Origin of the sequence: Bacillus sp. 3255, from assembly GCF_031456485.1 — a bacterium.
In the GTDB taxonomy this organism is placed as follows: domain Bacteria; phylum Bacillota; class Bacilli; order Paenibacillales; family NBRC-103111; genus Paenibacillus_E.
In genome coordinates this window covers 283,116-308,375 of record NZ_JAVDUS010000003.1, presented here as the reverse complement: position 1 = coordinate 308,375, position 25,260 = coordinate 283,116, and the positions used below count along the sequence as shown (strand labels likewise).

General features: G+C 46.3%; 24 protein-coding genes. 5 read left to right on the top strand and 19 right to left on the bottom strand.

From position 1 onward, the window contains the following. Window positions 1–107: 107 nt before the first annotated feature. The 9 genes from J2X61_RS06240 to J2X61_RS06200 form a co-directional block, all read right to left on the bottom strand. Window positions 108–983: an AraC family transcriptional regulator gene (locus tag J2X61_RS06240; RefSeq protein WP_274469226.1), complete on the bottom strand. Its 876-nt coding sequence runs from the start codon at window positions 981–983 to the stop codon at window positions 108–110. Window positions 984–1,006: 23 nt separating this feature from the next. Then, window positions 1,007–2,365: a sulfatase family protein gene (locus J2X61_RS06235; protein ID WP_274469225.1), complete on the bottom strand. Its 1,359-nt coding sequence runs from the start codon at window positions 2,363–2,365 to the stop codon at window positions 1,007–1,009. 16 nt (window positions 2,366–2,381) lie between these two features. Next, complete coding sequence (locus tag J2X61_RS06230) at window positions 2,382–3,737, bottom strand: sulfatase family protein (protein ID WP_274469224.1); 1,356 nt, start codon at window positions 3,735–3,737, stop codon at window positions 2,382–2,384. Window positions 3,738–3,785: 48 nt separating this feature from the next. Then, a complete protein-coding gene (locus J2X61_RS06225; protein ID WP_310186620.1) occupies window positions 3,786–5,297 on the bottom strand; it encodes a sulfatase family protein in 1,512 nt (503 codons plus the stop codon). Between the two features lie 22 nt (window positions 5,298–5,319). Next, a complete protein-coding gene (locus tag J2X61_RS06220; RefSeq protein WP_310186619.1) occupies window positions 5,320–6,834 on the bottom strand; it encodes an ABC transporter substrate-binding protein in 1,515 nt (504 codons plus the stop codon). A 39-nt stretch (window positions 6,835–6,873) separates the two neighbouring features. Then, entirely contained in the window at window positions 6,874–7,710 is an 837-nt protein-coding gene (locus J2X61_RS06215; RefSeq protein ID WP_274469220.1) for a carbohydrate ABC transporter permease, read from the bottom strand. A gap of 12 nt (window positions 7,711–7,722) precedes the next feature. Continuing rightward, entirely contained in the window at window positions 7,723–8,685 is a 963-nt protein-coding gene (locus J2X61_RS06210) for a carbohydrate ABC transporter permease (RefSeq protein WP_310186618.1), read from the bottom strand. Window positions 8,686–8,721: 36 nt separating this feature from the next. Beyond that, on the bottom strand, window positions 8,722–9,711 hold the full coding sequence (locus tag J2X61_RS06205; RefSeq protein ID WP_310186617.1) for a formylglycine-generating enzyme family protein: 990 nt from the start codon (window positions 9,709–9,711) through the stop codon (window positions 8,722–8,724). Window positions 9,712–9,994: 283 nt separating this feature from the next. Next, window positions 9,995–10,669 carry an MBL fold metallo-hydrolase gene (locus J2X61_RS06200; RefSeq protein ID WP_274469346.1) on the bottom strand — a complete coding sequence of 225 codons (675 nt, stop codon included), beginning with the start codon at window positions 10,667–10,669 and terminating at the stop codon, window positions 9,995–9,997. A 186-nt stretch (window positions 10,670–10,855) separates the two neighbouring features. On the opposite strand from J2X61_RS06200, the gene J2X61_RS06195 reads away from it, so the two are divergent. Together J2X61_RS06195 and J2X61_RS06190 are read left to right on the top strand one after the other, a co-directional pair. Then, window positions 10,856–12,001: a glucose 1-dehydrogenase gene (locus tag J2X61_RS06195; RefSeq protein ID WP_310186616.1), complete on the top strand. Its 1,146-nt coding sequence runs from the start codon at window positions 10,856–10,858 to the stop codon at window positions 11,999–12,001. Window positions 12,002–12,350: 349 nt separating this feature from the next. Further along, window positions 12,351–13,445 carry a hypothetical protein gene (locus tag J2X61_RS06190; RefSeq protein ID WP_310186615.1) on the top strand — a complete coding sequence of 365 codons (1,095 nt, stop codon included), beginning with the start codon at window positions 12,351–12,353 and terminating at the stop codon, window positions 13,443–13,445. Window positions 13,446–13,602: 157 nt separating this feature from the next. Here J2X61_RS06190 and J2X61_RS06185 read toward each other — a convergent pair whose 3' ends face one another. The 4 genes from J2X61_RS06185 to J2X61_RS06170 all read right to left on the bottom strand — a co-directional run bounded on the left by J2X61_RS06185 (window position 13,603) and on the right by J2X61_RS06170 (window position 16,718). Next, complete coding sequence (locus tag J2X61_RS06185) at window positions 13,603–13,953, bottom strand: hypothetical protein (RefSeq protein ID WP_310186614.1); 351 nt, start codon at window positions 13,951–13,953, stop codon at window positions 13,603–13,605. Window positions 13,954–14,132: 179 nt separating this feature from the next. Continuing rightward, complete coding sequence (locus J2X61_RS06180; RefSeq protein WP_310186612.1) at window positions 14,133–14,549, bottom strand: hypothetical protein; 417 nt, start codon at window positions 14,547–14,549, stop codon at window positions 14,133–14,135. A 339-nt stretch (window positions 14,550–14,888) separates the two neighbouring features. Then, complete coding sequence (locus J2X61_RS06175; protein WP_274469212.1) at window positions 14,889–15,767, bottom strand: metal-dependent hydrolase; 879 nt, start codon at window positions 15,765–15,767, stop codon at window positions 14,889–14,891. A 579-nt stretch (window positions 15,768–16,346) separates the two neighbouring features. Then, window positions 16,347–16,718 carry a winged helix-turn-helix transcriptional regulator gene (locus J2X61_RS06170; RefSeq protein ID WP_274469210.1) on the bottom strand — a complete coding sequence of 124 codons (372 nt, stop codon included), beginning with the start codon at window positions 16,716–16,718 and terminating at the stop codon, window positions 16,347–16,349. A 130-nt stretch (window positions 16,719–16,848) separates the two neighbouring features. Between J2X61_RS06170 and J2X61_RS06165 the strand changes: the two genes are divergently transcribed. Together J2X61_RS06165 and J2X61_RS06160 are read left to right on the top strand one after the other, a co-directional pair. Continuing rightward, complete coding sequence (locus tag J2X61_RS06165; protein WP_310186610.1) at window positions 16,849–18,033, top strand: MFS transporter; 1,185 nt, start codon at window positions 16,849–16,851, stop codon at window positions 18,031–18,033. 155 nt (window positions 18,034–18,188) lie between these two features. After that, on the top strand, window positions 18,189–19,238 hold the full coding sequence (locus J2X61_RS06160) for a DUF3231 family protein (protein WP_310186609.1): 1,050 nt from the start codon (window positions 18,189–18,191) through the stop codon (window positions 19,236–19,238). 197 nt (window positions 19,239–19,435) lie between these two features. Here J2X61_RS06160 and J2X61_RS06155 read toward each other — a convergent pair whose 3' ends face one another. Further along, window positions 19,436–19,777: a hypothetical protein gene (locus tag J2X61_RS06155; protein WP_310186607.1), complete on the bottom strand. Its 342-nt coding sequence runs from the start codon at window positions 19,775–19,777 to the stop codon at window positions 19,436–19,438. A 47-nt stretch (window positions 19,778–19,824) separates the two neighbouring features. Further along, window positions 19,825–20,205 carry a YmaF family protein gene (locus J2X61_RS06150; RefSeq protein WP_274469206.1) on the bottom strand — a complete coding sequence of 127 codons (381 nt, stop codon included), beginning with the start codon at window positions 20,203–20,205 and terminating at the stop codon, window positions 19,825–19,827. Between the two features lie 284 nt (window positions 20,206–20,489). Between J2X61_RS06150 and J2X61_RS06145 the strand changes: the two genes are divergently transcribed. Continuing rightward, complete coding sequence (locus tag J2X61_RS06145; protein ID WP_274469205.1) at window positions 20,490–20,864, top strand: hypothetical protein; 375 nt, start codon at window positions 20,490–20,492, stop codon at window positions 20,862–20,864. 148 nt (window positions 20,865–21,012) lie between these two features. Here J2X61_RS06145 and J2X61_RS06140 read toward each other — a convergent pair whose 3' ends face one another. From J2X61_RS06140 to J2X61_RS06125, 4 genes are all read right to left on the bottom strand, one after another. Then, window positions 21,013–21,825: a glycoside hydrolase family 16 protein gene (locus tag J2X61_RS06140; protein WP_310186606.1), complete on the bottom strand. Its 813-nt coding sequence runs from the start codon at window positions 21,823–21,825 to the stop codon at window positions 21,013–21,015. A gap of 358 nt (window positions 21,826–22,183) precedes the next feature. Next, complete coding sequence (gene sigJ / locus J2X61_RS06135; protein WP_310186605.1) at window positions 22,184–23,047, bottom strand: RNA polymerase sigma factor SigJ; 864 nt, start codon at window positions 23,045–23,047, stop codon at window positions 22,184–22,186. Between the two features lie 43 nt (window positions 23,048–23,090). Next, window positions 23,091–24,287 carry an NAD(P)/FAD-dependent oxidoreductase gene (locus J2X61_RS06130; RefSeq protein ID WP_310186604.1) on the bottom strand — a complete coding sequence of 399 codons (1,197 nt, stop codon included), beginning with the start codon at window positions 24,285–24,287 and terminating at the stop codon, window positions 23,091–23,093. A gap of 156 nt (window positions 24,288–24,443) precedes the next feature. Beyond that, window positions 24,444–25,214: a YheC/YheD family protein gene (locus tag J2X61_RS06125; RefSeq protein ID WP_310186603.1), complete on the bottom strand. Its 771-nt coding sequence runs from the start codon at window positions 25,212–25,214 to the stop codon at window positions 24,444–24,446. Window positions 25,215–25,260: the final 46 nt, after the last annotated feature.

The following is a 25,260-nucleotide window of genomic DNA, read 5'->3' as shown; positions in this document are numbered from 1 at the left end:
CCACAGGTTTAGCAATTTGTCTCCTGCAAATTCTTCAATATCAAAGGTTTATGTCATTCCTGTTGGCATAATGAACACTTAGAACTTAAGCATTGAATGATATTCAATCACCTTATGTGCTTAGATCTTGCTCTTTCACCTGATTGGTATTGCTTCGGGGACATTCCATAATATCTGCTAAACGCCCGTGAGAAGGAGTAAACGTCAGGGTAACCAATTGAAAGTGCGATATCCGTAATATTGATTTCTCCGTCATTCAGCAATTCTATACTTTTCTCCATACGCAGCTTAATCAAATATTGCATCGGACTAAAGCCGAGTAGGCGGATGCACTCTTGATACAAATGGGATCGATGTACGCCAGCAATTTTTGCAACATTGGTGACGGCAATGCCTTCCATGTAATGAGTATCCATGTATTGTTTGCACCGTTCCAGCCAATCGATATTAGCAGGGCTCTTCGTTTGCTCTTCTTTCTTGCCGATTAGCGATTCAAAAAGCTGATACAGCTTCAGTTGCAGAATCACTTCGTCATACTCAGCACGGACTCGGAGCATGTTATGAATGCGGTTCATCGTCTGGCTATGTTCAGGCATCCACCGTTGGTTGACATATGGCTTCTCTTTACTAAAACCGATGCGAGTAAGAAAAGACTCTGCTTGATTTCCTTGGAAGGCCAGCCAATACATTCTTAACTGCTGATCGTCATTGGCTTGTGCGAGGTGATAACTGTATCGAATCCCAGGGTAAAGACAGAATAGATCACCTTTCCGCAGTTGAACGGTTTCATTGCCATGCAGTAAAGAAACACTTCCAGTTATCACAGCATGAACAGAGTAACACTCGATCACTCTAGGACCAACCTGGTAGTTCGATTTTGCCCTGTTCTGCCCAGCCCGAATGATCCATAACCCTCCGTTCTTCTCGAATTCAGAGGGGGTGTGGAACAGATATTCGGCGAACTCATGATGATATTCTTTCATCCGCTTCCCTCCTTCTCTAGGAACTATTTTCGTGCTATGAAGCTCTGAAGCATTTCATTTTGCTTCTCTTGGAAACGATGCGCTTTCTCATTCTCCGCCTCAGGTGAGCATATTCGCCGCAGCTCCGCATCAAGCTCTGCAGCCTTCTCAGGATATTGCTCATAAACGTTACAAAGCTCATCCGGATCCGTATCTAGGCGAAACAACTGATGCGGTGCTTCCATGTAAGAAATAAGCTTCCAATTTCCTTTGCGTATCATATAAGCGCCCGAACGGGTGCCGTGACCGTGGTATTCGGAAAAAACGATCCGTTCGTTGTCTTCCACGGCGATTTGCTGCAACGGGCTTCCTGCCCAATCAACAGGTCTTGTCACACCAGCAGCGTGAAACAACGAAGCTTGCACGTCATGCAAATCGACAGGAGTCGTTACCCGAATGCCTTGTGCAAAACCGGGTCCTGCTCCTATACAAGGGATACGCACCGAATCTTCATACAAAGAGCATTTCCACCACATCCCGAATTTACCCATCATTTCGCCATGATCCGAGGTATAGATCACCTGCGTAGTTTCTGCTAACCCAGTGTCATCTACCGCATCCAACAGCCTTCCAAGCTGATCGTCGATAAATGCGACGTTGCCCGCATAACCGCGTCGAAGTCCGCGTATTTGCTCCTCTGTAAACAAATCCGCTTCAAAATGTTCGCGCAAATCCTTGGCATACGGATGATTGGCACTCTCCTCATTGACACCGTATCGGGGCAGATCAGCAGCTTCCGGGTACAGGTCCCAATAAGCTTGTGTGTTCCATTGCGGGAAATGAGGATTGATCAAGTTAATCGTTAGATTCCATGGTGTTGTAAGGGTAGGAGCGACATCCTGCAACCACTCCAATGCCGCATCCATAATCTTTAAATCAGAGACGAAAGCATCCACTTTCACTCCATAACCGTTCGCTCTTTGGGCTGCCCCCTTACGGATGGCAAGCGGCCTGCGTTGGAAATTGACATCACCTGGCTGCTGCCGTTCCTTCGTATAATGGAGCTCCGAGAAGCCTAGACGTTCAATATCGTCATAAACATCCGATTTGCCGAAGTAGACTGTGTGAATGCCTTGCTCTCCCAGCACTTTGCCGTAGGAAGAAGCATCCGTCTTCAAGGCCAGATTGCAATTGCTATAGTTTTGGAGCTCATGAACTCTCTTACCCGTAAAAAATGCACTGCGGCTTGGGCTGCAAAGCGGCGATGGGCAATAAGCATTTTCATAAACCGTACCTCTGCTTGCAAGCCGTTCCATATTCGGCGTGCGAAGAAACGGATGTCCGTATACAGAAGAATAAAATGGGTTGTGTTCATCTGAAATAATAAGGACGGAATTACTCATCGTCATTCTCCTCTCTTTACACACGTGTTTCGAATTCAGATACGCGTCGCTGCCCGCTCCGCTTACTTTGTGCCTCGACAATGACAGCTTTCGGTTCACCTGCCGCTTCCAATCTTCGGAGCAGGCGCTCTCTCAAAATAGCTGTGACCTCGCGATGGGATTCGAACCCGATCAGATTCGTCAGTTCGTAAGGATCCGATTGAAGATCGTATAGAAATTCTTCAACGTAGGAATCAGCAGTCGGTACATCTCCAATAGGATCTTTAGCGGACACGGAATATTTCCATCGCGACGTTCGAATCGCTCTTCCAGTCTGCGCTTCGCTGATCTGTACATACACATCGTCCGGCCAACTTGCAGTTTCCCGACGTAATAGAGGAAGAATCGATTTCCCCTGCATCGACTCCGGTATCGGAATGTCTGCCGCATCAAGCAGCGTAGGCGGCAGATCGATCAAGCTGACAAGCTCTCGAATTTGCCCTCGACTGTCAAACCCTGGACCAATTACCGCTGTCGGTACACGAATGGAGCTCTCATGGCATGACCGCTTGTACTCGCTGTTACGTGTTTTGAAATGACAAGCGTGGTCGGAAGTGAACAAGATAATGGTATTTTCGGCGAGTCCCAAGCTTTTGACTGCGTCGAATAGCCGGCCCAGAGCTTCATCGAGCCTTTTTACCATTCCGTAATAACCGCCTAAATGCTGTGCGCTCGTACCGCCTAACGCAGCCAAATCAGGTGGAGTCCATCTGCCGGTGTAGGCTTCTTGATATATGTCTGGCGACGGATAGTCGTCCCGATGATTTTGATGATGGGGCTCCAGGAATGATAGGAACAGGAAGAAAGGGTTCTCTTTCTCCTTATCGACGAAACGAATGGCCGCGTCAGTCAACGCATCGACCCGATAACCGGGCAGCTTTACTCTTTCATTGTCATTATTATAAACAACGGCATCGTAAGAATCGGATGTCATTTCCAAAGCGTTCGCCGCAAGCCAATACTCGTAACCGCCTCGTCTCGGCTCGGTAACCGGATTCTCGCCGGCCAGATGCCACTTTCCGATGTATCCGGTCTTGTATCCTGCGTCACGGAAATAATGTGCCAGCGTCTGGGTTCCTTCCGGCAGCGGGATTGAATTGCGATGACAACCTGTCGTCGTTGGATAGAGGCCCGTTTGAAAGACCGATCGCGCAGGACCGCATACTGGCTGACAAGTGAACGAATGGTACAGATGCGTGCCTCGCGCAGCCATGCGGTCGAAATTAGGTGTAAGTCCCAGCGGATTGCCATGTGCTCCTGTTGTATCCCAGCGCTGTTGATCCGTAAAAAATACGATGACATTCGGTTGTGAAGTTTTTTGCGCGTTTGCCATATGTATGCATCTCCTTTTTATCAATGAAAAAGTTAATGGAAATTCTAATTAAGCATGAGAGATTCTAGGCATGACAATGGGTTCTTTCCCGAGCTCTGCCCATGCATATTTTAACAGCAGACTTGATTTTAATGCCTGATGTTCCGGTTCATCCCAGAGGTTCCGCACTTCCTGCGGATCCTCCTGCAGATCGAACAGCTCGCCATAGGTTTGATTGTAGTAAACTGTGAGCTTGTAACGCTCATTCACGTATGTTTTTAAATGAATGGTTGTCGGTTCATGGTGATTCTCACATAGGATATGGTCACGTACTGAGTCCTGACTTCCATTCCAAACCTCCCGTTGGTCTTTCCCTGTCATGGAGGAAGGAATGGGCAGACCTGCATAGCTTAGCAGGGTCGGCGCATAGTCAACGAGTGATTGCATGGAAGCCGACACACGTCCTGCTGGGATCTGACCGGGATAACGAGCGATCATTGGAACGCGTATAAGATCTTCATAGTGAAACGGACCTTTGGCAATGAGACCATGGTGGCCGAATAAATGGCCGTGATCGGATGTGAATATGACGAGCGTATTTTCAGCAAGACCGAGCTCATCCAGCTTGTCGAGAATACGTCCGATATACTTATCCATCAAGCTCGTCATCCCGTAGTACACCGCGATATTTTTGCGCAGTTCATGCTCATTATGTACATGAGAACGGAATCCATGCATTCCGAAACCGGACTCCCGGTACGGGGAGAAATCCGGCTTCTTCTCCTGTGTTAACCGAAAATGCGGCGGATTCGCATCATGTTCTCCCTGTTGCAGCTTCGGAAGCGTCAACTGATTCGGATCGTACATCGTATCCCATGGTTTTGGTACAAGGTAAGGCGGGTGCGGATCAAAGAAGCTTGCCCACAAGAAAAATGGCTGATCTGTTTGTTGGTATTGTTCCAGCAGCGCATTGGTGCGCTCAGCGATCCAAGCGTCATAATGATATTGTTCAGGAATTGACCATTTGTGGGCTTGCTTTGGATCCATCGTGCCAGTCGGTGGAAGGAAATAGTTGCGCCAATCCGTGCAGCCATTCTCCTCTAACCATAGGGCGTAGTGCTGACCAACATGAGCCTCATTCGTATGATTCCGTGAAAGCTCTACATGCTTGAAGCCGTAGAACGATTCGTTGAACTGCTTCCAAAAATCCAAATTCTGCAGCAGTGGATATGCCTCAATTGATGGGTAGTCCACCGTCGAGGTCAGTGGTTGGAAATGCGCCTTCCCGATCAGCGCAGTTTCATAACCAGCTTGTTGGAAGTCTTCGCCGACGGTATGCACCTTCTCAGAAAGCTTAGTCCCAAGCGACCATGCGCCATGCTGACTCGGGTATTGTCCTGTAATTAAGGAGCTGCGTGTCGGCGTACACGTCGGATTGGGGCAGTAAGCTCTAGTGAATGTTGTTCCTTCCTTGACCAAGCGATCCAGATTCGGCGTCTTGATTTCCGGTTGGAAGGCTCCGATTGTATTCCAATGCTGTTGGTCGCTGGTAATAAGCAAAATGTTCGGCTTGTGGTTCACAGAATGCAGCTCCACTTCGAATTTATTTTTTGATTAATTGCTTATAATCTTCCGCTGAATAATCTTTACTTGGATTCCAATTAGGAAAAGTGAAATCGTCTCTGCTCACCTGTACACCCGATGCCTTCACTTTATTCACAACTTCATCCAGGCCTTTGTTTAATTTCTCATCATAAGCTTTCAGCAAAGGTGCAGCATCTTTCTCAGCACCCGTAAGCACAGCTTGCAAAATATCGCTGAATGCCGGCTTGATTTTCGGCTGTGAGAGATTGCCAAGTCCCACGATGACCTTGGCGGTCTGCGGATTAAGAATTGCGTAATCCGGGCGAAGCTTTAAATCTTCTTTATGCAGTTTCAAGAACGATTCAAATTCCGGATACGGATACAGCGCCTTATTTTCATTAATCCGTTCGATTGGTGTCAAAGCTACACCGCTGTTGAGGTACTTTTCATAAAATAACGGAGAGGCGAAGCCTTTCTCGATAAATTCCGCAGCGGCTTTCGCATTTTTAGATTTGGACGAAATGAGATAGCCGTTCGGGGCGGCCTGCACATAGTAATAGGTTGGCTTGCTGCCGGTTGGCGTTGGTACGGAAGCGAGTCCCAGTTTAACATCCGGCGTATCCCTCTTTGCAATCCACATACGGGCACGGCCATCAATCAGAAATGCTGCCTTACCTTGACCGAATAGTACACTCGCTTCTGTGCTTTTCAATGTAAACGATGAGGGCAGTATACTACCGTCCGCTTTAAGCTTTTGCAAGAAATCGAAAGCGTCGAGCGTTGCTTTGGAGCTATAGGCGTATTGGCCGGTTTTAAAATTAAACCCATCAGCGGCCTGTGGGTCAACGCCCGCGCTCAGCGCGCTTACGAATTTCCCGATACCGGATGCTTCTCCGCTCTCACCGCCGCCGAAGACGATACCGTATACGTCGCCTTTTCCTTTGTCTGTAATCGTTTTTGACATACTTCGCAGCTCATCCCATGTTGTCGGAGGTTTCTGCGGGTCAAGTCCCGCCTTCTGCAGTACATCCTTGTTATAATACAGAATTGAACTCAGCTGCGGTCCGGTAAGCGGCCACGCGTAGGTTTTTCCATCAATTACGTTAACACCTTCGGCAAAGGAGCCTGCAATAAACTGCTTCTTCCACTCTTCTGAAACAAGACCGTCATAGGGAAGTGCCCAACCATTTGCTACGATAGTACGTATATCCGTATTTTGCGGCGTTTGGAAAATATCTGGAAGCTCATTTGAAGTAGCCGCCGCCTGAACGGCAGAATTGTATTCAGCCCAAGGCATGTAGCGGGCTTCAACCCGAATGTGGCCTTTGTTTTTCTCATTAAACTCCTTAACCATACGCTGGCCGGGACTGTCGTCCCCCTTCAAGAAATCACTTCCTCCCCATACCGTAACGACCGCCTCTTGCTCGTCTTTCTTCGATGGTTCATGATTCTCGGAGTTTCCTGTGCAGGCAGAGAGAACCACAACACTTCCTAGCGCCAAAGCACTTAATCTATTTATCCGTTTCTTTTTCATGGTGATCCTCCTCTATTTTGTAAATCTGTTTCGCTAAGCTCATCCTTTAATTGCGCCTGAGACTCCTTCAATAAAATAGCGCTGCAGCAATATAAATACAGTCAGGATGGGCAGTAAAGAGATGCTTGCCGCAGCAGCCATTCCCGTCCAGTCCATCGTATTTTCACCAACGAATTGAAACATACCGACACCGAGTGTCCTTAAATTGGGTTTACTGAGTGTGAAAATGAGAGGCAGCAGGAAGGCGTTCCACGTCCACATAAACTGCATGATCGCTGTCGTTGCGATGATGGGCTTTGCCATTGGCAGCATAATGCTCGCAAACGTCCTGAAGAAACCGCTGCCGTCAATCTCTGCAGATTCCTCCATCTCCTTGGGAAGTCCGCGGAAATAAGCGACGAATAGCAAAATGAATAAGATATGCCCACTGCCAGCCTCGGCCACAATAACGCCCCAAAGGGAATTGTTGAGTCCCAGCGCATTTACAAGTGAATAAACCGGGATAATCGTATATCCCTTGGGCATGAACATCGTCGCTGTGACAGCCGTTACGAACAACAGCCGTCCCCTGAACCGATACCTCCCTATGGCGTAACCGGTCAGCGAGCAAACGGCGAGTACGATTAGCACAACGGAAACCGTAACGATCAGTGTATTCCAGAAATATACGGAGAAATGTGCTGTCTCCCATGCCCGTTTATAATTAGCAAATTGGAACTTTTGCGGTAATAGCGTGATGCCTGAAGCGATATATTCGTTATTCGTCTTGAAAGATGCGGCAATCATCCAAATAAACGGATAAATCCACACAATACCAAGGCCGATCAACAAAGCATGCAGAGCGACTAGCGGTACACGCACCAGATTCTTTTTCAAATTGAGTCCCTCCTATAACCGCCCAGACGCCTTACGTCCGCCAGTCCATTTGACGAATAGCCCCAGCATGATTGAAATGAGCATAACCACAATACCATACAAAACGCCTGCAGCTGATGCGAAGCCGACCCGTGCTTCCCCGTTACCGGAGAATGCGTAGCGGTAAATATACACATCGACCATATCCGTCTTGAAGGCTGGGCCACCGTTCGTCATCGTCTTAACTAGATCAAAGACATGAAGCGCATTGACGGCTGACATCAGGACGATCACGCTCCCGACCGGCAGCAGCAGAGGTATTGTCAGATATCGGAACAATTGCCAAGAGGAGGCTCCATCGATGCGGGCCGCTTCGAACAATTCCTTGGGCAGCGATTGAATCCCCGCTAACCAATACACCAGCTTCATCCCGAACGTTTTCCAAATGCCAACCACAATGACAATCCCCAGTGCCGTATCAATGGATCCGAGCCAATCCACAGGTCGCTCAATCCATCCGAGCCACAGCAGTACCTCGTTCACTAGCCCTTTATAGGCACCAAATGCAAATCGCATCACTAAGCCGACAACCGCTGTGGTCGTTACAACAGGTAAGAAGTAAACCATACGGTAAAATACCTTCCCTTTCAGCCAATTTGCATTCAGCAGAAGCGCCATGAGGAGAGCCAGCGGTACTTGTAAAGCGACCAAACAGATCATAAACACAATACTGTTGCGAAAAGCGTTCCAGAAGATCGGATCAAGAAGCGTCTCCTTGAAATTATCGAAACCGACAAAATCCCGTAGAGGACCGTATCCGTTCCAATGAAAAAAGGCATATACATAGCTCATTGCGATTGGGTACACCGTGAATAACAAGAACAGTACCAACTGCGGCGCGACAAAAGCCCAGCACCACAGCTCTTTGCGCAATCGATAATGCAACCATGCAGGCTTCCTTCTTCTCCCCGTTTGGTGACGAGTTACCATTTGCATGCCGCTAATCATCTCCTTTGATTCAAATGAATAGATTTAGGCATCCGCAGCACAGCGGAACCCCATGTGCCCTGTTGAACTGTCCGGCGTATTAGAACTGCGGGCAGCAACTCTATAACGATTGCAGTAAGACTTATGGCATAAATACGACCCTCCGCGTATCACTCGGTTATCGCCGGAAGAAGGCCCTCGCGGGTTTTTCCGGTTTCCGTTCGCAGCCGGCGCAGCTGTAAACCAATCGGAGCACCATTCCCATACGTTTCCGACTGTATTGTACAAGCCATAACCGTTCGGCGGGAACGAACAGGCAGGTGCAGTACCGGCATAGCCGTCGGAGGCATGGTTTTTCTCGGGGAATTTTCCCTGCCACACATTGCATAGATGCTCTGCGCCAGGTTTTAGAAGATCGCCCCAAGGGTAGCGCTTCTGCACTAAGCCTCCGCGAGCCGCATATTCCCACTCCGCTTCCGTTGGAAGCCGTTTGCCGGCCCATTTCGCATACTGCGAAGCATCGTGCCAGGAGACATGAACAACGGGATGATCGAAACGTTCTTCTATGGAAGAGCCTCCGCCTTCCGGCCGATACCAGCAAGCCCCATTCACAGCGAGCCACCACGGTACATTGGGCACCGGTTTTGCGTTCTCTTCTCGCACTTTGTCTGGAACAAATAAATGAAAGACGTATGACCAGCCAAACTTCTCCGCCTCTGTCACATAGCCGGTTTGCCGGACGAAATTGGCGAACTGCTCATTCGTAACCGTGCAGGCATCGATATAGTAAGGCGAAAGCTCGACCGTTCGAATCGGGCCTTCCCCATCACCCGGGAAGCCTTCGGCATCGTCGGTGCCCATTAAGAAATCGCCTCCCGACAAATAAATCATGCTTTCTGCTTGAAGCTGCTCTTTCTTATCAATCCGTGTTATCAATTCCTTATGTAGCAAAGTGATTGTGCTTGGAGGTGTGACGGTTGCCGGCTGAGCCTCCGTTCGAACGGCGGAACAGCAGCTTAATTGGTTTGATTTCATGAAATATCTTCCTTTCTTCTTATGGAAAGCAATAAAAAAGAGACGTACAGCAAGAACAATTACGTTCATGCGATACGTCTCCGTTGATACGGTCGACTTATGTTGATATTAATTCAATAAAACCGATTAAGTTACTTGGTTATCTATTTGTCTAGAATCTTAACTCTGATCCCTATTAATTGTCAACTGTTTTTGGCAAATTGTATGTAATATAAATTTATAGACAGCAAGGCGGCCTCGGTCCGAATTCCAATAGGACTGAGGCCGCCTGCTCATTTGGGAATTATTGATTCACTACGGGTCCGGCTGTTATGATTTCCTGAAGACGCTCCTGCAGGTTGTCGGTGCAGAGACCGCCGTGGAACGTAATGATCGCATCAAGCTCCAGCTTTTGGAATTTGGAAATCGATGCAAGCGCCGTATCTTGATCGGGAGTATAAATTGGATTGTAGGATTGGAGTACGCCGTCCTTTGATGTGAGCGCATCGCCGGCAATCAAGGTTTTACTCGGGATATGGTAGTAAGAAGTATGATCCGGCGTATGGCCGGGCGAATAAATGACTTGAATGCCTCCGGCAAACGGTAGCATGTCGCCGTCCTGCAGAATAACGTCGACCTTGACAGGAGGAGCGGTTCTGTTGCTTTTAACCAGCGGAATTTCCCCAGCCAAGTAAGGGACAGCTTTCTCATGGGCATACACTTGAATTTGATCGCCGAAGGCCTGAATGAGCGCCGGCAAACTGCCGATGTGGTCCATGTCTTGATGGGTAATTATAATTTTGGTCAATTTCTCAAAAGGGACCGGTAATTCCTGAAAAGCAGCACGAATCTGCTCTAGTTGACCGGGAATGCCGGTATCGATGAGAATGACGTCTTTATCATCCCATAGGATTGTCGGAATGAATGGATTGCTATTATTTGCTGCGCCTAACTGAATAGTTGTAATTCCTGCGCCCATTTGAACCAATTCGAACACCGCCTTATCATTTTAGGATACTCTCTCATTATTCCTCTACCATGTTCGAAAAACAAGTGTGCTCAGTTGAACTTACAAAAATAACACACGAAAAACAAAGATTCACACATATTAAATTCATGTATAATCGCTATAGAAGGTAAAAGTTGAATACAAGGAGTGATGGCGTTGAAAGCGGTTGCGATCAGAGACGAAGAGTCCCGGGTGAAAGTTACAGTGAGGGATATCCCGAACCCAAGTCTGACCGGTCCGGAGGACGTAGTCATTCGAGTGCTCTGTGTCGGGCTCGATGGGACAGACCGGGAAATCATCGTTGAGAACTTTGCCCGATTCCCAAGCGGGAAGTTGGAAATGGTTATCGGGCACGAGCTGCTAGGCGTAGTCGCGGAAGCAGGCATCGAATCCGGATTTGCTTCCGGAGATCTTGTGACGGCGCTTGTAAGAAGACCTTGCGGCGAAGAAGCGTGCGTGAATTGCCATCATGGACGGCAGGATTTCTGTCAAACCGGCAACTATACCGAACATGGAATTGCAAGAGCCGATGGCTTTCTATGTGAATATGTCGTAGAGAATGCGAAATACGTCGTCAGAGTTCCCAATGCGTGCATGCCATATGGTGTTCTGGTAGAACCGCAAAGCATCGTGGAGAAAGTCTGGAATCAGACGATGGTGATTCAAGAGCGCATGATTTGGAAGCCGCGAACCGTACTTATTACGGGCTCCGGTCCGTTGGGGATTTTGGCGGCTCTGACATGCAGAGTACTTGGATTTGATACGTATGTATGGTCCAAATCAGACCCCGAAAGCTTGAATGCGGCGATCATTCGCTCGATCGGAGGGCATTACCGGCAAGCCGAATCCTCAACCGACGGAACATTTTTCTCCAGATTGACGGAATATGGGAATCAACTGGGCATGAGCTTTGATATGATTTGGGAATGCAGCGGTCACGCCCCACTAGGTTATGCAGCAATTCCACTGCTCAACAACAATGGGATTCTGGCGCTCCTTGGGGTTACACCGGGCAGTGACCGCCTAGACCTCCCTAGCGATCAGACATACCGGGAAATGGTTGTTAAAAACAAGTGTATCATCGGTTCCGTTAACGCGTCGCATCACGATTTCGAAACGGCCATCAATCGCCTTCAAGAGATTGAGAAACATTATCCTGGCATGCTGAGCATGCTCCAAACAGACCGTTTGTCCATAGATGCAGTGCCGGATATCGATTTTGCCCATATTAAAATTAAAGCGGTTGTCGATCTGATTGCTCCAACTAGGTGGCCAGCTATTATGAATGAACCTAATGGTTAGCCATCTTTTCAAGCCCTTCCGACAGTCGCCTCACGCTATGCTAAGCAGCCTACTGAATCATGGGGGCTGCTTATTTTTTCAGGTGTGCAAGTGCTCCGTGATTTTGGAGGGATGGCCTTTACTCCATATTCCTCGAGCAATAAAGCTCAACTACGAACTCTGTAAAAAGACCTTCGTACCCAGTACCAATTCACGCCGGCTGCAATGCTACACGCGATGTTTGTCCCTTCACCTCTAATCACTTTCCTGAATATACAAAAACCATAGGCATTTATCTATTTATCCCATACATCCTGTTCGGCCCACTATGTTATTGGTGTAAAGATCAGGTACAAAGGAGTGTTTCAGGTTGACCGATCAATCATCCCACTATTTTGCTAGAGGCAATACAGCGCGCGGAGCCCATTTCTTATATCATTCCGCCTTTGATGGACTGAATAAGATTTTCGTCCTCACGGGTCCTCAAGGAACGGGGAAGTCCACCATTCTTCGAAAAATATCGGATCATTTATTGGAGAAAGGTCAGCATGTGCAATGCTTTCATTCTCCGCTTCGGCCAAACGAACTGGATGGCATCATCGCCACCGAACTTAAGGTTGGTCTTGTCGATGGGCGTGTTTGTGAGGGAATTCCGGATTGTGAAGTCATCAGAATCGATCTTGGGCAGGCCGTTGACAGCAGACTTCTTCTCTCTGAGCAATTATCCAAGATCGAAAAGCTACAAGCTGAGCTTGCCGCTGCCTATGACAAGGCTTATGAGACTTTCTTGACTGCATTGAAGATTCATGACGAATGGGAAAGCTATTATATCGAGAGCATGGATTTCGAGAAGGCTGACGAAGTTGCGCAGGGATTAATCCAAGAACTATACGCCGGACATGAAAAAACGACATCGATAAGCGGTCGTCACTTATTTTTTGGTGCAGCAACCCCGAAAGGTGCGTTCGATTTCATTCAACGGCTGACGATGCCGTTAGAGAGAAGGATTTTCATTAAAGGAAGACCGGGCTCCGGAAAATCGACATTGCTCAAAAAGCTTGCTGCCGCTGCCGAAACGAACGGTATAGAAGTCCAGGTTTTTCATTGCGGTTTCGATCCGAACAGCCTTGATATGCTGATTTTCCCTGAGCTTAGCACAGCTATCTTTGACAGTACGGCCCCTCATGAATACTTTCCTGAACGCAACGGGGATGAAATCTTGGATATGTATACGCTCACAATGTCCCCCGGTACCGATGAAGCATACGCAGCAGAAATCGCCGCAATTAAAGAACGGTACTCAGCCAAAATGAAGGAAGCCACTTCCTGCTTAGCGTCAGCTGAAGCCATTGATTCGCAAATTAAAGCCTTCTATGTAAGCGCAACGAATTTTTCTGTGGTTGAGGAATTCGGAAAACAGATACTATCAGAAATAGATGAACGGATCAAGCAACAATCGAAATAGTTCTCGAAGGTCTTACTAATTATGGATAAAAATTTCCCGTCCTCAGTACACCCAGTTACTATACAGCGGCAGTCGTAGAATTTCATGATAAAACAAAGCGTTTAAGCTAATAAGCCTTCCATCGAACCGGAAGGCTTATTTTGGTATTTTTCTAATATTAACGCTCGTAACCGGGATGTTCGTAATCGGTATTCTGCAGCTTATTAAGTATGTTCATATCATGAATATGAGCCTTCGTCTTGTCAGTTCCCAAAATGTAAATGAATTGATAAAGTTTGAGCATATCATCATTAAACTGATCCGTTGCTTTATCGTGATCGGCGGATTTATACGGTATTGGAGCTCTGAATTGAGTCACTTCATCGTCCCGCTGTAGTTGCTCAAGCATTTGACGCAGCGTTTCGAGCTCTTCCTCTGTCCCGCGGACCTCAAGCTGTTCATTCGTAGAAGCTTCCCTATCCAGACTTTTGGTTGATACAGAAACGTATAGTGTATTTATAGAAGACATTTCAAACACTCCTTTTCCTATGGACTACCTCCTATTAAAGCCAATCTGCCTTGTTTGAAACAGAGTTGCCCGAAGCCAAAACGGGTCAGTTGTAGTTTCATATTCCAGTTTCAGGTTAAGGTTTGTGCTTCCATAATGGCCGCCTTCAATCCACATTTTGCGATTATCGTCATTATCGCTCATTGGAAGTCCCCTGCCATTTGCCTAACAACACTAAGAGCAGCTGCCGCGGCGGCAAACTGCTCTCGGATAAAGAAATTTTGAAAGATAATTGATATCGGATTATCGCAATTCCATTCACGGACATTAAGCATTCGTATCGTTAGACCGCTCCTCGTGATGACCGGGGACAGCGTCCGGAGTCCGATTTTGCTCAAGTAGAGAAGCATTGGCGAAAGATGAGTGATGATGGGGCTGACTAGCTCGAACTCATGCGCGTTCATCGACTCCCGCAGGTGCTTGATGAAGGTGAGCATTTCTGCGATCGGTAGTTTGTGAGCTTCAGCGAGTGTAATTCCGGCAATTTGGATACCCGATACACCCTTGCTCAAGCGAGTTCCCCGGCATGCCTGACACTCTGTTTCGATTCCAAGCATCGCCGCTAGCTGCTTTATTCTCGGCACCGGCGCGCAATTCGTTCCGGCCTACAAGAGGACGGCACCGTTCTTGAGAGACAGCTCGGGGGCGATCATACGGCCATGGTCGATCTCGGGCAACGTTAAGGTTCCACTGCACTCGGCACAAGGACCGTTAAAAGAACCGGAGCCCTTCGCCTCTGCTATACTCCCGTAAAGTACGGCAAGGTACTCCGAAACGGTTATCATGACCCCGACGAGGGCCCCCGGGCGTTTGGGGTTGAACGACCTAACCGGAATTTTCGTGCAATTCATGGGTTCACACTCCTCAGTTGAATGCGATTTTAAACTGCACTGCTCCTACTGTTTTTCGATATATTCAAATAAAAACGATTCACCGTTCCGGTAAAAGCGTGGATCGTATACCCCAAGAACCTTATCATCATCGACTACAACAACGAATGGCGACCACTCTTTGAGAGTTCGGGCTTTGGTATTCGTGGCGAACAGCTTCTCCAGGTCAGAGTTCTCTTTCGATACAAGCTGTGTCTGAAGAGAAGCTCCTCCCCATAAGGTAGCGCGCAACAAATCCACGTTCTCCCCCTTCTTGCCGATTACTGTAAATACTCCTGGAACAAAATCAGCGGCGAGGGCCACCTGCTCATATTGATGGATATACTGCTTATATAGTTGAACTCCTTGCGCGGATTGTACCGCTACATGCAGAGCCATGCACAGCCAAACCAGCTGATGGATGCGATGCGATGGCAGGCTCAGATTCTTGACGAATCGAACAGTAAGCAACCCGGCCCCCATAAATGCCCAAAACACAAGATCCACGATTGGGATAGTGCCAAACGTAACCCGCATTGGTGAGAACGGCTCAAAATAACCCGTCCCCCATGCATTAAATAAATCAATTGTGTCATGAATAAACACAGCGAGAAGCGCAATCATCAGGATTAAACGAATTCGCTGAGTTTTCCAAAGAAGCTTACTGATCCCTGTGATGATGGCCGCCCAAACCGGTACCAGGAAGACCGAATGCGTCAAACCCCTATGCCACATTTGATAGCGTCCTGCCGTATCCCACAAGGAGGAAATCACATCGATATCTGGAATTTGCGATCCCGTCGCTGTTGTGAACAGTAGCGCATACCGTTCTTTTTTCGTCATGTTGCCCTTATCGACCGCGCCATATAGACTTAATCCCATAAAAAGGTGTGTTATTGTGTCCATTTTTCTCCTTAGCGCCATATAGATTCAATACAAATATAACGTGGATTTACTTATGTGCTGGAAATAGAAAGGATAACCGGCTTCCGCTCTCTCCTTAAATCAAGCTCTTCATGCCTCGCAGCCACTCATAAAAGCGAGATTCGAAAAATAAATCAGGGATGTAAGTCTGCGTGTAATTGCAGTTAGGACAAAGAAGAACCAACCCTTCTTCAAGAACTTTGGGGTATAATTTCTCGTGTTTATTGTTATATGCGCAAGTAAGGGGTTGCACGCCATCTGCCTGCTGGTAATCTCTAATACGTTGCTTGATTTCCTCGTGGTTCATTTTTAACTCCTTTAATTTGTAAATTCAGCATTATTACAAGATATAATTTGTAAGGTATATCATATTCGATGAACTGGTTTTGCTTTCCTGCTCCAACATCGGCGCGGAAAGGCTTTATTTCCGGTATTTAAATAAGAAAAGAACAGCCCGCGACTTTTCGGTCGCGAGCTAGTTAAATATGAATTCATATACGATCAGCTCAGGCGCAGCTTATCCCCTCTGTTGTGCTCTATACCGGCGGCAAGCTTCGCTTGTTAGGAAGAAATGCTCGTTTCACTGTTTACTTGCTGAGACTTCCCCCATTTTTCCACCCATTTATTCATTTCATTCAGCGCGGTTTGAAATTCGTATCCCTTTTCTGTTAATGAATATTCCACAGTTACAGGTACAGTAGGAAAGACTTGGCGCAAGACAAGACCATTATGCTCCAAATGGCGGAGTGTATCCGTGAGGGACTGCGTCTTAACTACAGCTACGTTTCTTTGCAGCTGATTAAATCGCTGTGGCCCGCGAAGCAATTCGTTCAGTACAAGAAAAGCCCACTTGGCCCCAAGAATTTGCAATACCTCGCAGATATTGGAACTATCCGTCTCCAAACAGGAATTAGATTTAACTTGCTTAGACATCCAACATCCCACCCTAACAAAAAGTAAGTTAATCAAAATAAATGGATTATATCCGAATACTTTGCCTTCTTACAATATTATCGTACCCCTTCTATAATGACAATAACACAAATGGAAGGGAATGAAAGGAATGAATAAATGGACGATTTACGTAGTTGCTCTAGGGGTATTCTTAACGGCTACTTCCGAGTTGGTTGTCGCCGGAATCCTGCAAGTACTCGCTAAAGATTTAAATATTTCCATCGCCTTTGCAGGGCAATTAATCACCGCCTACTCGCTAGCCTTTGCAATTGGAACACCTCTCTTGGTATCGCTGACATCCCGCATGGGACGCAAAAAAGTGCTGATAGGTGCATTGGCAGCTTTCATCATGGGGTGCTTGCTTTCCTTCTTGAGTTCGGATATCTTCACCTTGATTGTGTCCCGCCTTATTCTGGGTGTAAGTTCAGGCGTTTATATTGTCGCAGCATTCGGTGTGGCTGCCAAAATTGCTCCTCCTGAGAAGATAGGCAGTGCGATTAGCACGATCGTTCTCGGCTTCAGCAGTGCGATGATTTTGGGCGTACCTATCGGCATAGCCGTTACGAATTGGTTGAACTGGCAAGTTATTTTCTTGATGTTAGGACTTGTAAGCTTGTTGATTACCTTCGTCATTTACCGCTTGCTGCCAGAGATCGATGGAGACGCACCGATGTCATTCCGACAACAATTCAAAGTGTTGGGAAATGCCGTAATCGTGAGCGGTTTGTTTCTTACCTTCTTTAGGGAATCAGGAAATTCGGTGTTGTTTACGTATTTAACCCCTTTTATGCAAGACATCCTTCAACTTAAAGCGTCCAACATCAGCATCGTCATGCTAGTTTTTGGTATCTCTGGTGCAGTCGGTACGCGTCTGGGCGGTTACGGAATCGATCGATGGGGAGCCGCTCGCATCATAGCTTTCAGTACTATCATGCACGTTGTTGTTCTGGCCCTTCTGCCTCTCTTAGCCGGGTCGACCCTCATCGGTTTACTGTTGATTTTAGTCATGATGGTCTCTCTGTTCATGGCCGGTCCAGCGACACAAACATATTTCATTCAACAAGCACCCCAATCTTCCAGTCTCGTCCTTAGCTTGAATACATCGATCGTTCATTTAGGGTTGGCGACTGGCGCTGGGGTGGGCGGAGCGATGATAAGCGCCAATTCCACCGTTCTCTACAATCCATGGATGGCAAGTTTTATTATAGGATTAGCGCTAGTGTCTGCATGCATCAGTTTTTCGCTGGGGAATAAACAGATGCGCAATTTACAAAAAGAACGTCAGATTTCATAAAAGAATGTATAGGGTGCCGTCGAGTGCCCTCATGTTGAATACTTTTTCTCTTTTAACTCACGCTCTTCTATTTATTAATTAGGTTTCATGCATTGATTTATCCAAGAAAGGGAAAAATAGATGGAAGATATTTACGAACGGAGGATCTGTTGGAAATGAATGATGTGAAAGAACAAATGCAGCTTAACTCTGAAAGTTACGCAAACGAAAAATTAACGTCAGCAGAGCAAGGTAAGCTATGGGCAACATATACGGGGAATACCATGAGTATATGCGTCTTAAGTTATATGCTGAATCATGTTGAAGATCTAGAGATCAGGAAAGTCCTTGAAGACGGTCTAAGCTTATCCGAACAATTTGTACAGTCCATCAAAGAGATATTTGTCCAAGAAAATTATCCCATACCTAAAGGATTTTCTGAAGAGGACGTAAATGCCGGTGCTCCGAGGCTATTTAGTGATGAGTTTTACCTTCATTACTTGAAGTATGTCGGCAAAGCGGGAGCAAGTCTATATGCAATCGCCGTTCCGATTGTAACGAGGCCGGATGTTCGGACATTTTTCACTCAATGTCTCGGCTCAACCACTAAATTTTTGAATGAGGTGAACAAAACATTAATCAAAAAAGGGTTTATGTCAAAACCATCCTTAATTCCTTATCCCAAGAGTGTGGAATTCATTAAGAAGCAAAGTTATCTCAATGGATTTTTTGGTAACATTAGACCGCTTCAAGCTTTAGAGATTACACATCTGTTCGATAACATCGAGAATAACGCGACAAGCAAAGCGGTTTTAATTGGCTTTAGTCAAGTTGCCAAGTCGAAAGAAGTAAAGGCTTATTTTCTAAGGGGAAAGGAAATAGCCACCAAACATTATGAGATCTTTAGTAAAATGCTGCAAAAAGAAAATTTATCGTCCCCCCCAATCTTTGACCCTTTGGTATCGACTTCAACCATTGCGCCGTTTTCAGACAAATTGATGATGTTCCATAAGCTGGACATGTTTGCAATGAGAATAAGAGCCTATGGGAATGCTTTATCGATGTGTGCCAGACACGATGTTGCCGAAAAGTTGGGACGTCTTACACTTGAAGTCGGAAATTTTGTCGAAGATGGAGCAAATATTATGATTGAGCACGGTTGGTTGGAACAGCCGCCGCAAGCTGCGGACCGTGACGCCTTGGTGTCCAATAATAAGGTTGAGTAGTCCGATCATCATATAACTGAATAGATAATAAAAAGCAGCTGCCTCGGCAAGCTGCTGTGGTCTGGTGTAATAATGCAAGGGAGTAGTCTGCCGCGGCAGCTCTCCCTCTTTCATTATATGAGAAGGCTTAGCTGGAATAATGAAACAAACACGCCACTTCCCCGAACAAAAAACCCGCAATATGCGGGTCATTTGCGCTACATGTACGCTACCTCTTCCTCTTTTTCCCGTTCCCAATAACTTCCCTCGCCAAAGTAGTCCTGACATACGTTATCAAGCGTCTGCAAAGTATCAATAAATCCTTTTAAATCACACGTGTGGAAGGTATCTTTAAGTTCTCGGTTCTCTTCTGTAACTGAATATACGTGAATTTCTGTACAACCATCCCATCTAACATTAACATCGAGACACTTATCATCGGTTTCCAGTTCTAGAGCTACAGTTCCACCATCTTCATTTCTTTTGTGTTTTGTTTTTACAATCCACAATATAAACACCCCTTTTGGTATATGATTACCAAAAGTTGAACCTTTTAACAAGATATTCTCCTCCATCAAGGATGATGGTTTCGGCTTCAAAAGTATGCTTATAGTTCGTTGCCCGTGTTCCCGCTGTACATATGAGAATGTGGATGCATTCCGTTAATTGTCGTATATCCTTGGAAATAATGAACATGGCCACCATTGGGCAAGGGAACAGAGGGTCCGGTGGTTCCTCGAATAATATGCGTATGACCATCATTAAACGATGTTTCCGAATAATAATTATGGACATGTTGAACACCACTCGGCGCCGCTTCAGTCATACCTGCATATTGGTGATGATGTCCGTCATCAAATGAAGTGATTCCTGAAAACGGGTGAACATGAACAGGACGACCGTTCCACGTGGTAATAAATAATTTATGCGAGTGATTGGGTCCTTCATCGTTGGGATGCATAATGAATCCAGTAATTGGAATATCCATATACCTCTTCCCCTCATATGGTTTGACTTTGTATTCTATGAAGGAGTATGAGCAATGGTTATAGGCATTCTGCCCAATGACCCGAACCAGTATCTTTTTGAAAACCAAACAAGCAGGATTGCCATTAGCACTAATATTTACGGTTCAGTATAATAGTTATGTATTCATCTCTTACATATAATAAGAATCGAGGTTAGACAATTATGCATGTGAAGAGGTTACCCATTGCGATTACATGGATTGGTCTAACAGTCTTGTACTTTTATGTATATCGGATTGTAAATATGTTTTTAGATATTACGGAAAATGGATTTGGCCCAATTAACCTAACGATCAGCCTGATACCTTTTGTAGTTGGCCTGTCCATCACTTATATATTTATTCGTCTGCTGGCGCTTGGTTATTGGTGCAGACCGCTATGGATCGCACTCACCATCATATTGGCAGTTCCTACAACTTTGTCGATGATTAAACTAAATGATCAGCAGATGAATAAAGTCGATCCACTTCAACACAAAACACTTGAGGAAAATTTGTTGTGCAATACCTTGATATTTCAACATGGATTCAAGGGGATATTAACACGATTTTTACCCCTGAAGGTGCAGTACTACAGTTTTTTAACGATAACCAAAGTAATCATTCAAAGTTACAATTAACCGAAAGGAATTCTTCATCCTGATTGCTTAAGTAGACTAAACTGCTGGTATTTTAACAATAAATTAAAGCGGATTATTATTTTTAGATTAAAAATGTAACGAACAACTTCTTCTGTTGACTTTTTCCAGAAATACAATCCCCTTTTCATCAACTATTTTTCTGATAACAACGCACATAATCAATACTAAACTCGCTGGGATATATATGCGTAAGACTTGAAACATTATCGTCTGAAGGAATTTCATAAATGTTAAGCATCAATTGCATTGGATATCTTGGTGATTGGCGAGATGTATGTATCAAATCGTTATCGATATAAAAATCAACGCCCTGTTCAGTCCAATCGACTGCATAAAGGTGAAACTGAGTAGGGTCGAGACAAAATTCCTTTTCAAAAAATTCGTCATGAATCTCCTGATCACCGAATGGATGAATGCCAAATCCAATCGTACATGTATCGGAACTCACATTCCAACCCTTCAATTCAAAAGGGCATATTTCGGCAGATTTATAGGGTTCATCCTCGAAACCGATCATCCAAAATGCACAAACGTTGTAGGGACTTCTGATCCCTTTTGCCCGTATTTCAAAATATCCATACTGAGGCGTAAACAATCTTTCAACCGGTTGCTCTTCCCGGACAAGACAGCTGCTTGAAAACTTGTGTTGACCATATGGACTGCCAACGGGACCTGCATATACCCCCGTCTGGAGATTGCTTACCTTCACACCTCCATTAAACTCTGGACACCACGGTAACTGGTCCTCGGTTATTTGTAGGATAAGAAGGCTATTATCGATTCTATACTTGGCTTTGGAGTTTTCGCGGCTGCTCCATTGAGGCAAATAGTAAGGAAACCACTTCGCATGGTTTAAACGATCGGACTCAAAATCATCTTGAAATACTAGTGTATAACCCGATTTTTCAATCTCATTTCTTGGAAAATCCCCATTTGCCATGAACTAATCCTCCACTTTTGGTTTGTATGCGCTAAAAAAGAACGCATGTTCGTTATCTTCAGTATATCAATTTCCAAGTTTTGTTACTACTACTTTTATTATTTCTTACGACAAAGAAGCGTCATCCCCCCTCCGATAGAGACTTCTGGCTAAAAGTTTGTTATACCATCTAATGGATGCCGCCATTTTGGAATAAATAAAAGACCTCACACTATTCTAGTGAAGTCTTAAAAAAAGCGCACAAGTATTTGTTACGGCAAGTTTAGATAGGGCCATCCTCGTGGGATGGCTTTTCGTGGTCTGCCTTTTACAAAAAGTAGAATCAGGAAAATTATGATCATATTCTTCGGTAGATTGCTTAAACCCGCACAAGCTTATCTGGGTTTCGAACGGCATATATCCGGGCAATCTTACTGTGTCGGAGTTGCATGAATAAAGCAGCCACGGTTTCGCCCTTCGACCGGATTACGATACTGGTCTCACCGTTCAGAGGGGCGAACTCGAAGTGGAAATCACCCTGGAAATGGGACCTTAAGCTCCGGAGACCGTCGAGCAGGACCTGGGCTACGTGTTCACACGATTGTACTGGATGCCTGAACGCGCTTGCTTTACCGCCTCCGTCGGCGATGAACATGACGTCTTCGGTCAACAGTGCCATTACATGATCGACATTCCCTTGCTCGAGGGAGGTGAGGAATCGGCTGACCCATTCCAATTCGACAGCTTCGGCTGTAATTAGCTCTTCCTCAGATATGCCCATTTTGCTTCTTGCCCGGCTCAACAGTTTGCGGCAGTTCGCCTCTTGCTTGCCGAGCAGGTCCGCGATTTCGGGGTAATCGAAGCCCAGCGCCTCACGCAGGACGAAAACCGTCCGCTCTGTCGGCGTCAGCCGCTCAAGCAGCACGAGCATGGCGTATGACAGCAGATCACGGCGGACGACTGTCGTCTCGAGCTGATCTGTCTCCGGCGACCGAAGCGGTTCGGGGAGCCACGGTCCGACGTACATTTCTCTTTTCTTCCGCGCTGACTTCTGCAGATTGAGGCAATGATTGGTTACCATTTTGCACAAATACGCCTTCGGCTCTTCCAGCCGTTCAGGATGTACATCGCAAGCTTTAACAAACACGTCCTGCACAGCATCTTCCGCGTCTGCAACGGAGCCTGTCAACTGATAGGCCAGTGTGAACAACAACGCTCTATATTGATCGTACAGTTCCTCCATTCGCCGTCTCACCTTTTTCCTACTGTTGGTATTAGTGCCGTTGTTATCGTAGCATACTGCCTTTATCCCAGGCCAGTTTCCTGATTTTCCACCCCAGCTTTCCCGTAAATATGATATGAAGTCCCCATTTGCTTCCCCATACAAATCCGCGGTTCTCCCCCAAGCCGATGCAGAAGAAATCCAGTATCGAGCTGGCGGATTTATGAACCGGAGCGGGGCGTCCCTCCAGATCAGCCATCACAATTTTCCCAAGTCTATCAGCCTGCAGCGCGCCTTCTCCGGCCCTCATCAGATCCGCCCTGCCGTTCACCGGATCGACGATTCTCGCACAGTCGCCGATGCTATATACGCCCGGCGCTCCTTTGACACGATAGCATTCATCCACCAGCACTTGACCATCGGGAGTAAGAGGCAAGCCCATGCTTCGAAGGGCCGGATTCGGGATCAGACCAATTGTCCATATACATAGGCCAACCGGCAGAAGATCGCCATTACTGAGCTTCACCGCCCCTGCTTCCGCTTGCATTACCTTACGGTTATATAGTACTTTTACGCCGCATTCGTCGAGATACTGATCTAATTTCTTTCCGACTTTTTCGGGCCCTTCCAGGAACAGGCGTTTCTGTCCGCTCAGCAAATAGACAGAGATTCCGGACGGGTTCAGTCCTAGCAACGATGCTTCCTTCCGCATCTCAAGCGCCAGCTCGGCGGATGTTTCAACGCCACTGATGCCCGCTCCCGCAACCGCGATCGTCATGAGTCGCTTACGTTCCTCAGGGTTCATCTCTCCGGCAGCTTTCAACAGGTTTGCGCGCCAGCGCTCCCGGATGTCCGCTGCAGCTTGCGGGTCGGTCAAGGCGATGCCGCCCTTATCGGGTTCCAGTTGCCGAACAATGCTGCCGACCGCTACGACCAAAAGGTCAAACGGCATGCGGATATGATTTCCTTGTGCATCCTCATAATGAACCTGTTTTCCCTCGCTATCCACGCATGCAACCGTACCTTGTATGAATTCGACACCTTCTGAGAACGAATAGTGCGTCCAAGGAATCATAATCTCTTCCTGGTCCACGGCTGGTCGGAACAACAGCATTTTACGCAAATGCCCGGGCTGCTTGTCGATCAGAACAAACCGGATCTGCCGTCCGCTCGCCATGCCCTGGGTCTCTTCCTTAATTGCTTTGAGTGAATGAAGCCCAACGTGGCCGCCGCCGATGATTACGCATGTCAAACCATTCATCTTTCCTCAGCTCCTTAACGTTTTGCACATATAACAACGTAAGCCTCTGATTTGTGACAGTGGAAACGAACGAAATGATTATATATCTCACAACTTTGTTTATGTAATTGTTGCGCGAAGGGCTGCCATAATAGACAGCCCTTTTGTATTCTTTATTCAACGAGTTTTGACGGAGATGTTCTTTTTGCAAAGCTTCCTCATACATTTCCAGCATATTTTCTCCGGTCTAGTGTTCACCTCAATAACCCATGGCTTTAAGTTTTGATCCAAGCCCATATCAATCCCAAAAAGCTGAATACCAGGATATTTTTTTTCGAGCTGCTTGCAAATGCGACTACCCAATTTGTTTAACTTCAGGATGACACTTTTTTGAGTAGTTGGATTGGTATGCGAGGCTAACAGGTCCTCGACGGATAATGCGGTACCTCCACTGCGGATATTCGTTACAATTTTTTTGTGATGCGCAACGCGGCCGACAAAGCCTTCATTTCGCCAAGTATGATCCTTTTGTTTTGTGATCATTAAGCGAAGGTCAAACGGGCGTTTGTTCCATCTGAGCAGGTCTATGCCTTGTTGGACGAGATAATCGGCGCTCACTCTTTTGCCCAAAAAAAAGGCATATACTTCCTCTTTTGATTGGAACTTATTTTGCCGGGTTCCTGAATGGACACGAAAATACGGTTTCTTTTTATGAACAATCCTTCGAACCTGCATGACCCCCACTCCAAAAGCTCCTTGATTAGGTTTCAAATAAATAGTCTTATAACGAGAAAGCATGGCAAAGAAAGATTGTTTATTTAGTTTCATCGTTGCGGGAAGGTGCCTGTTAATGTGGCTGTTCTTCATTAATTCTCGATGTTGATCCCACTTGATACCTTTTGCAGGTTTCTTCGGTTTGACAGGAACGGTGGCATTACTTTGTCTCATGGATTAGTCTCCTCACACTAATATTTCCATATCATATTCGGCTAGC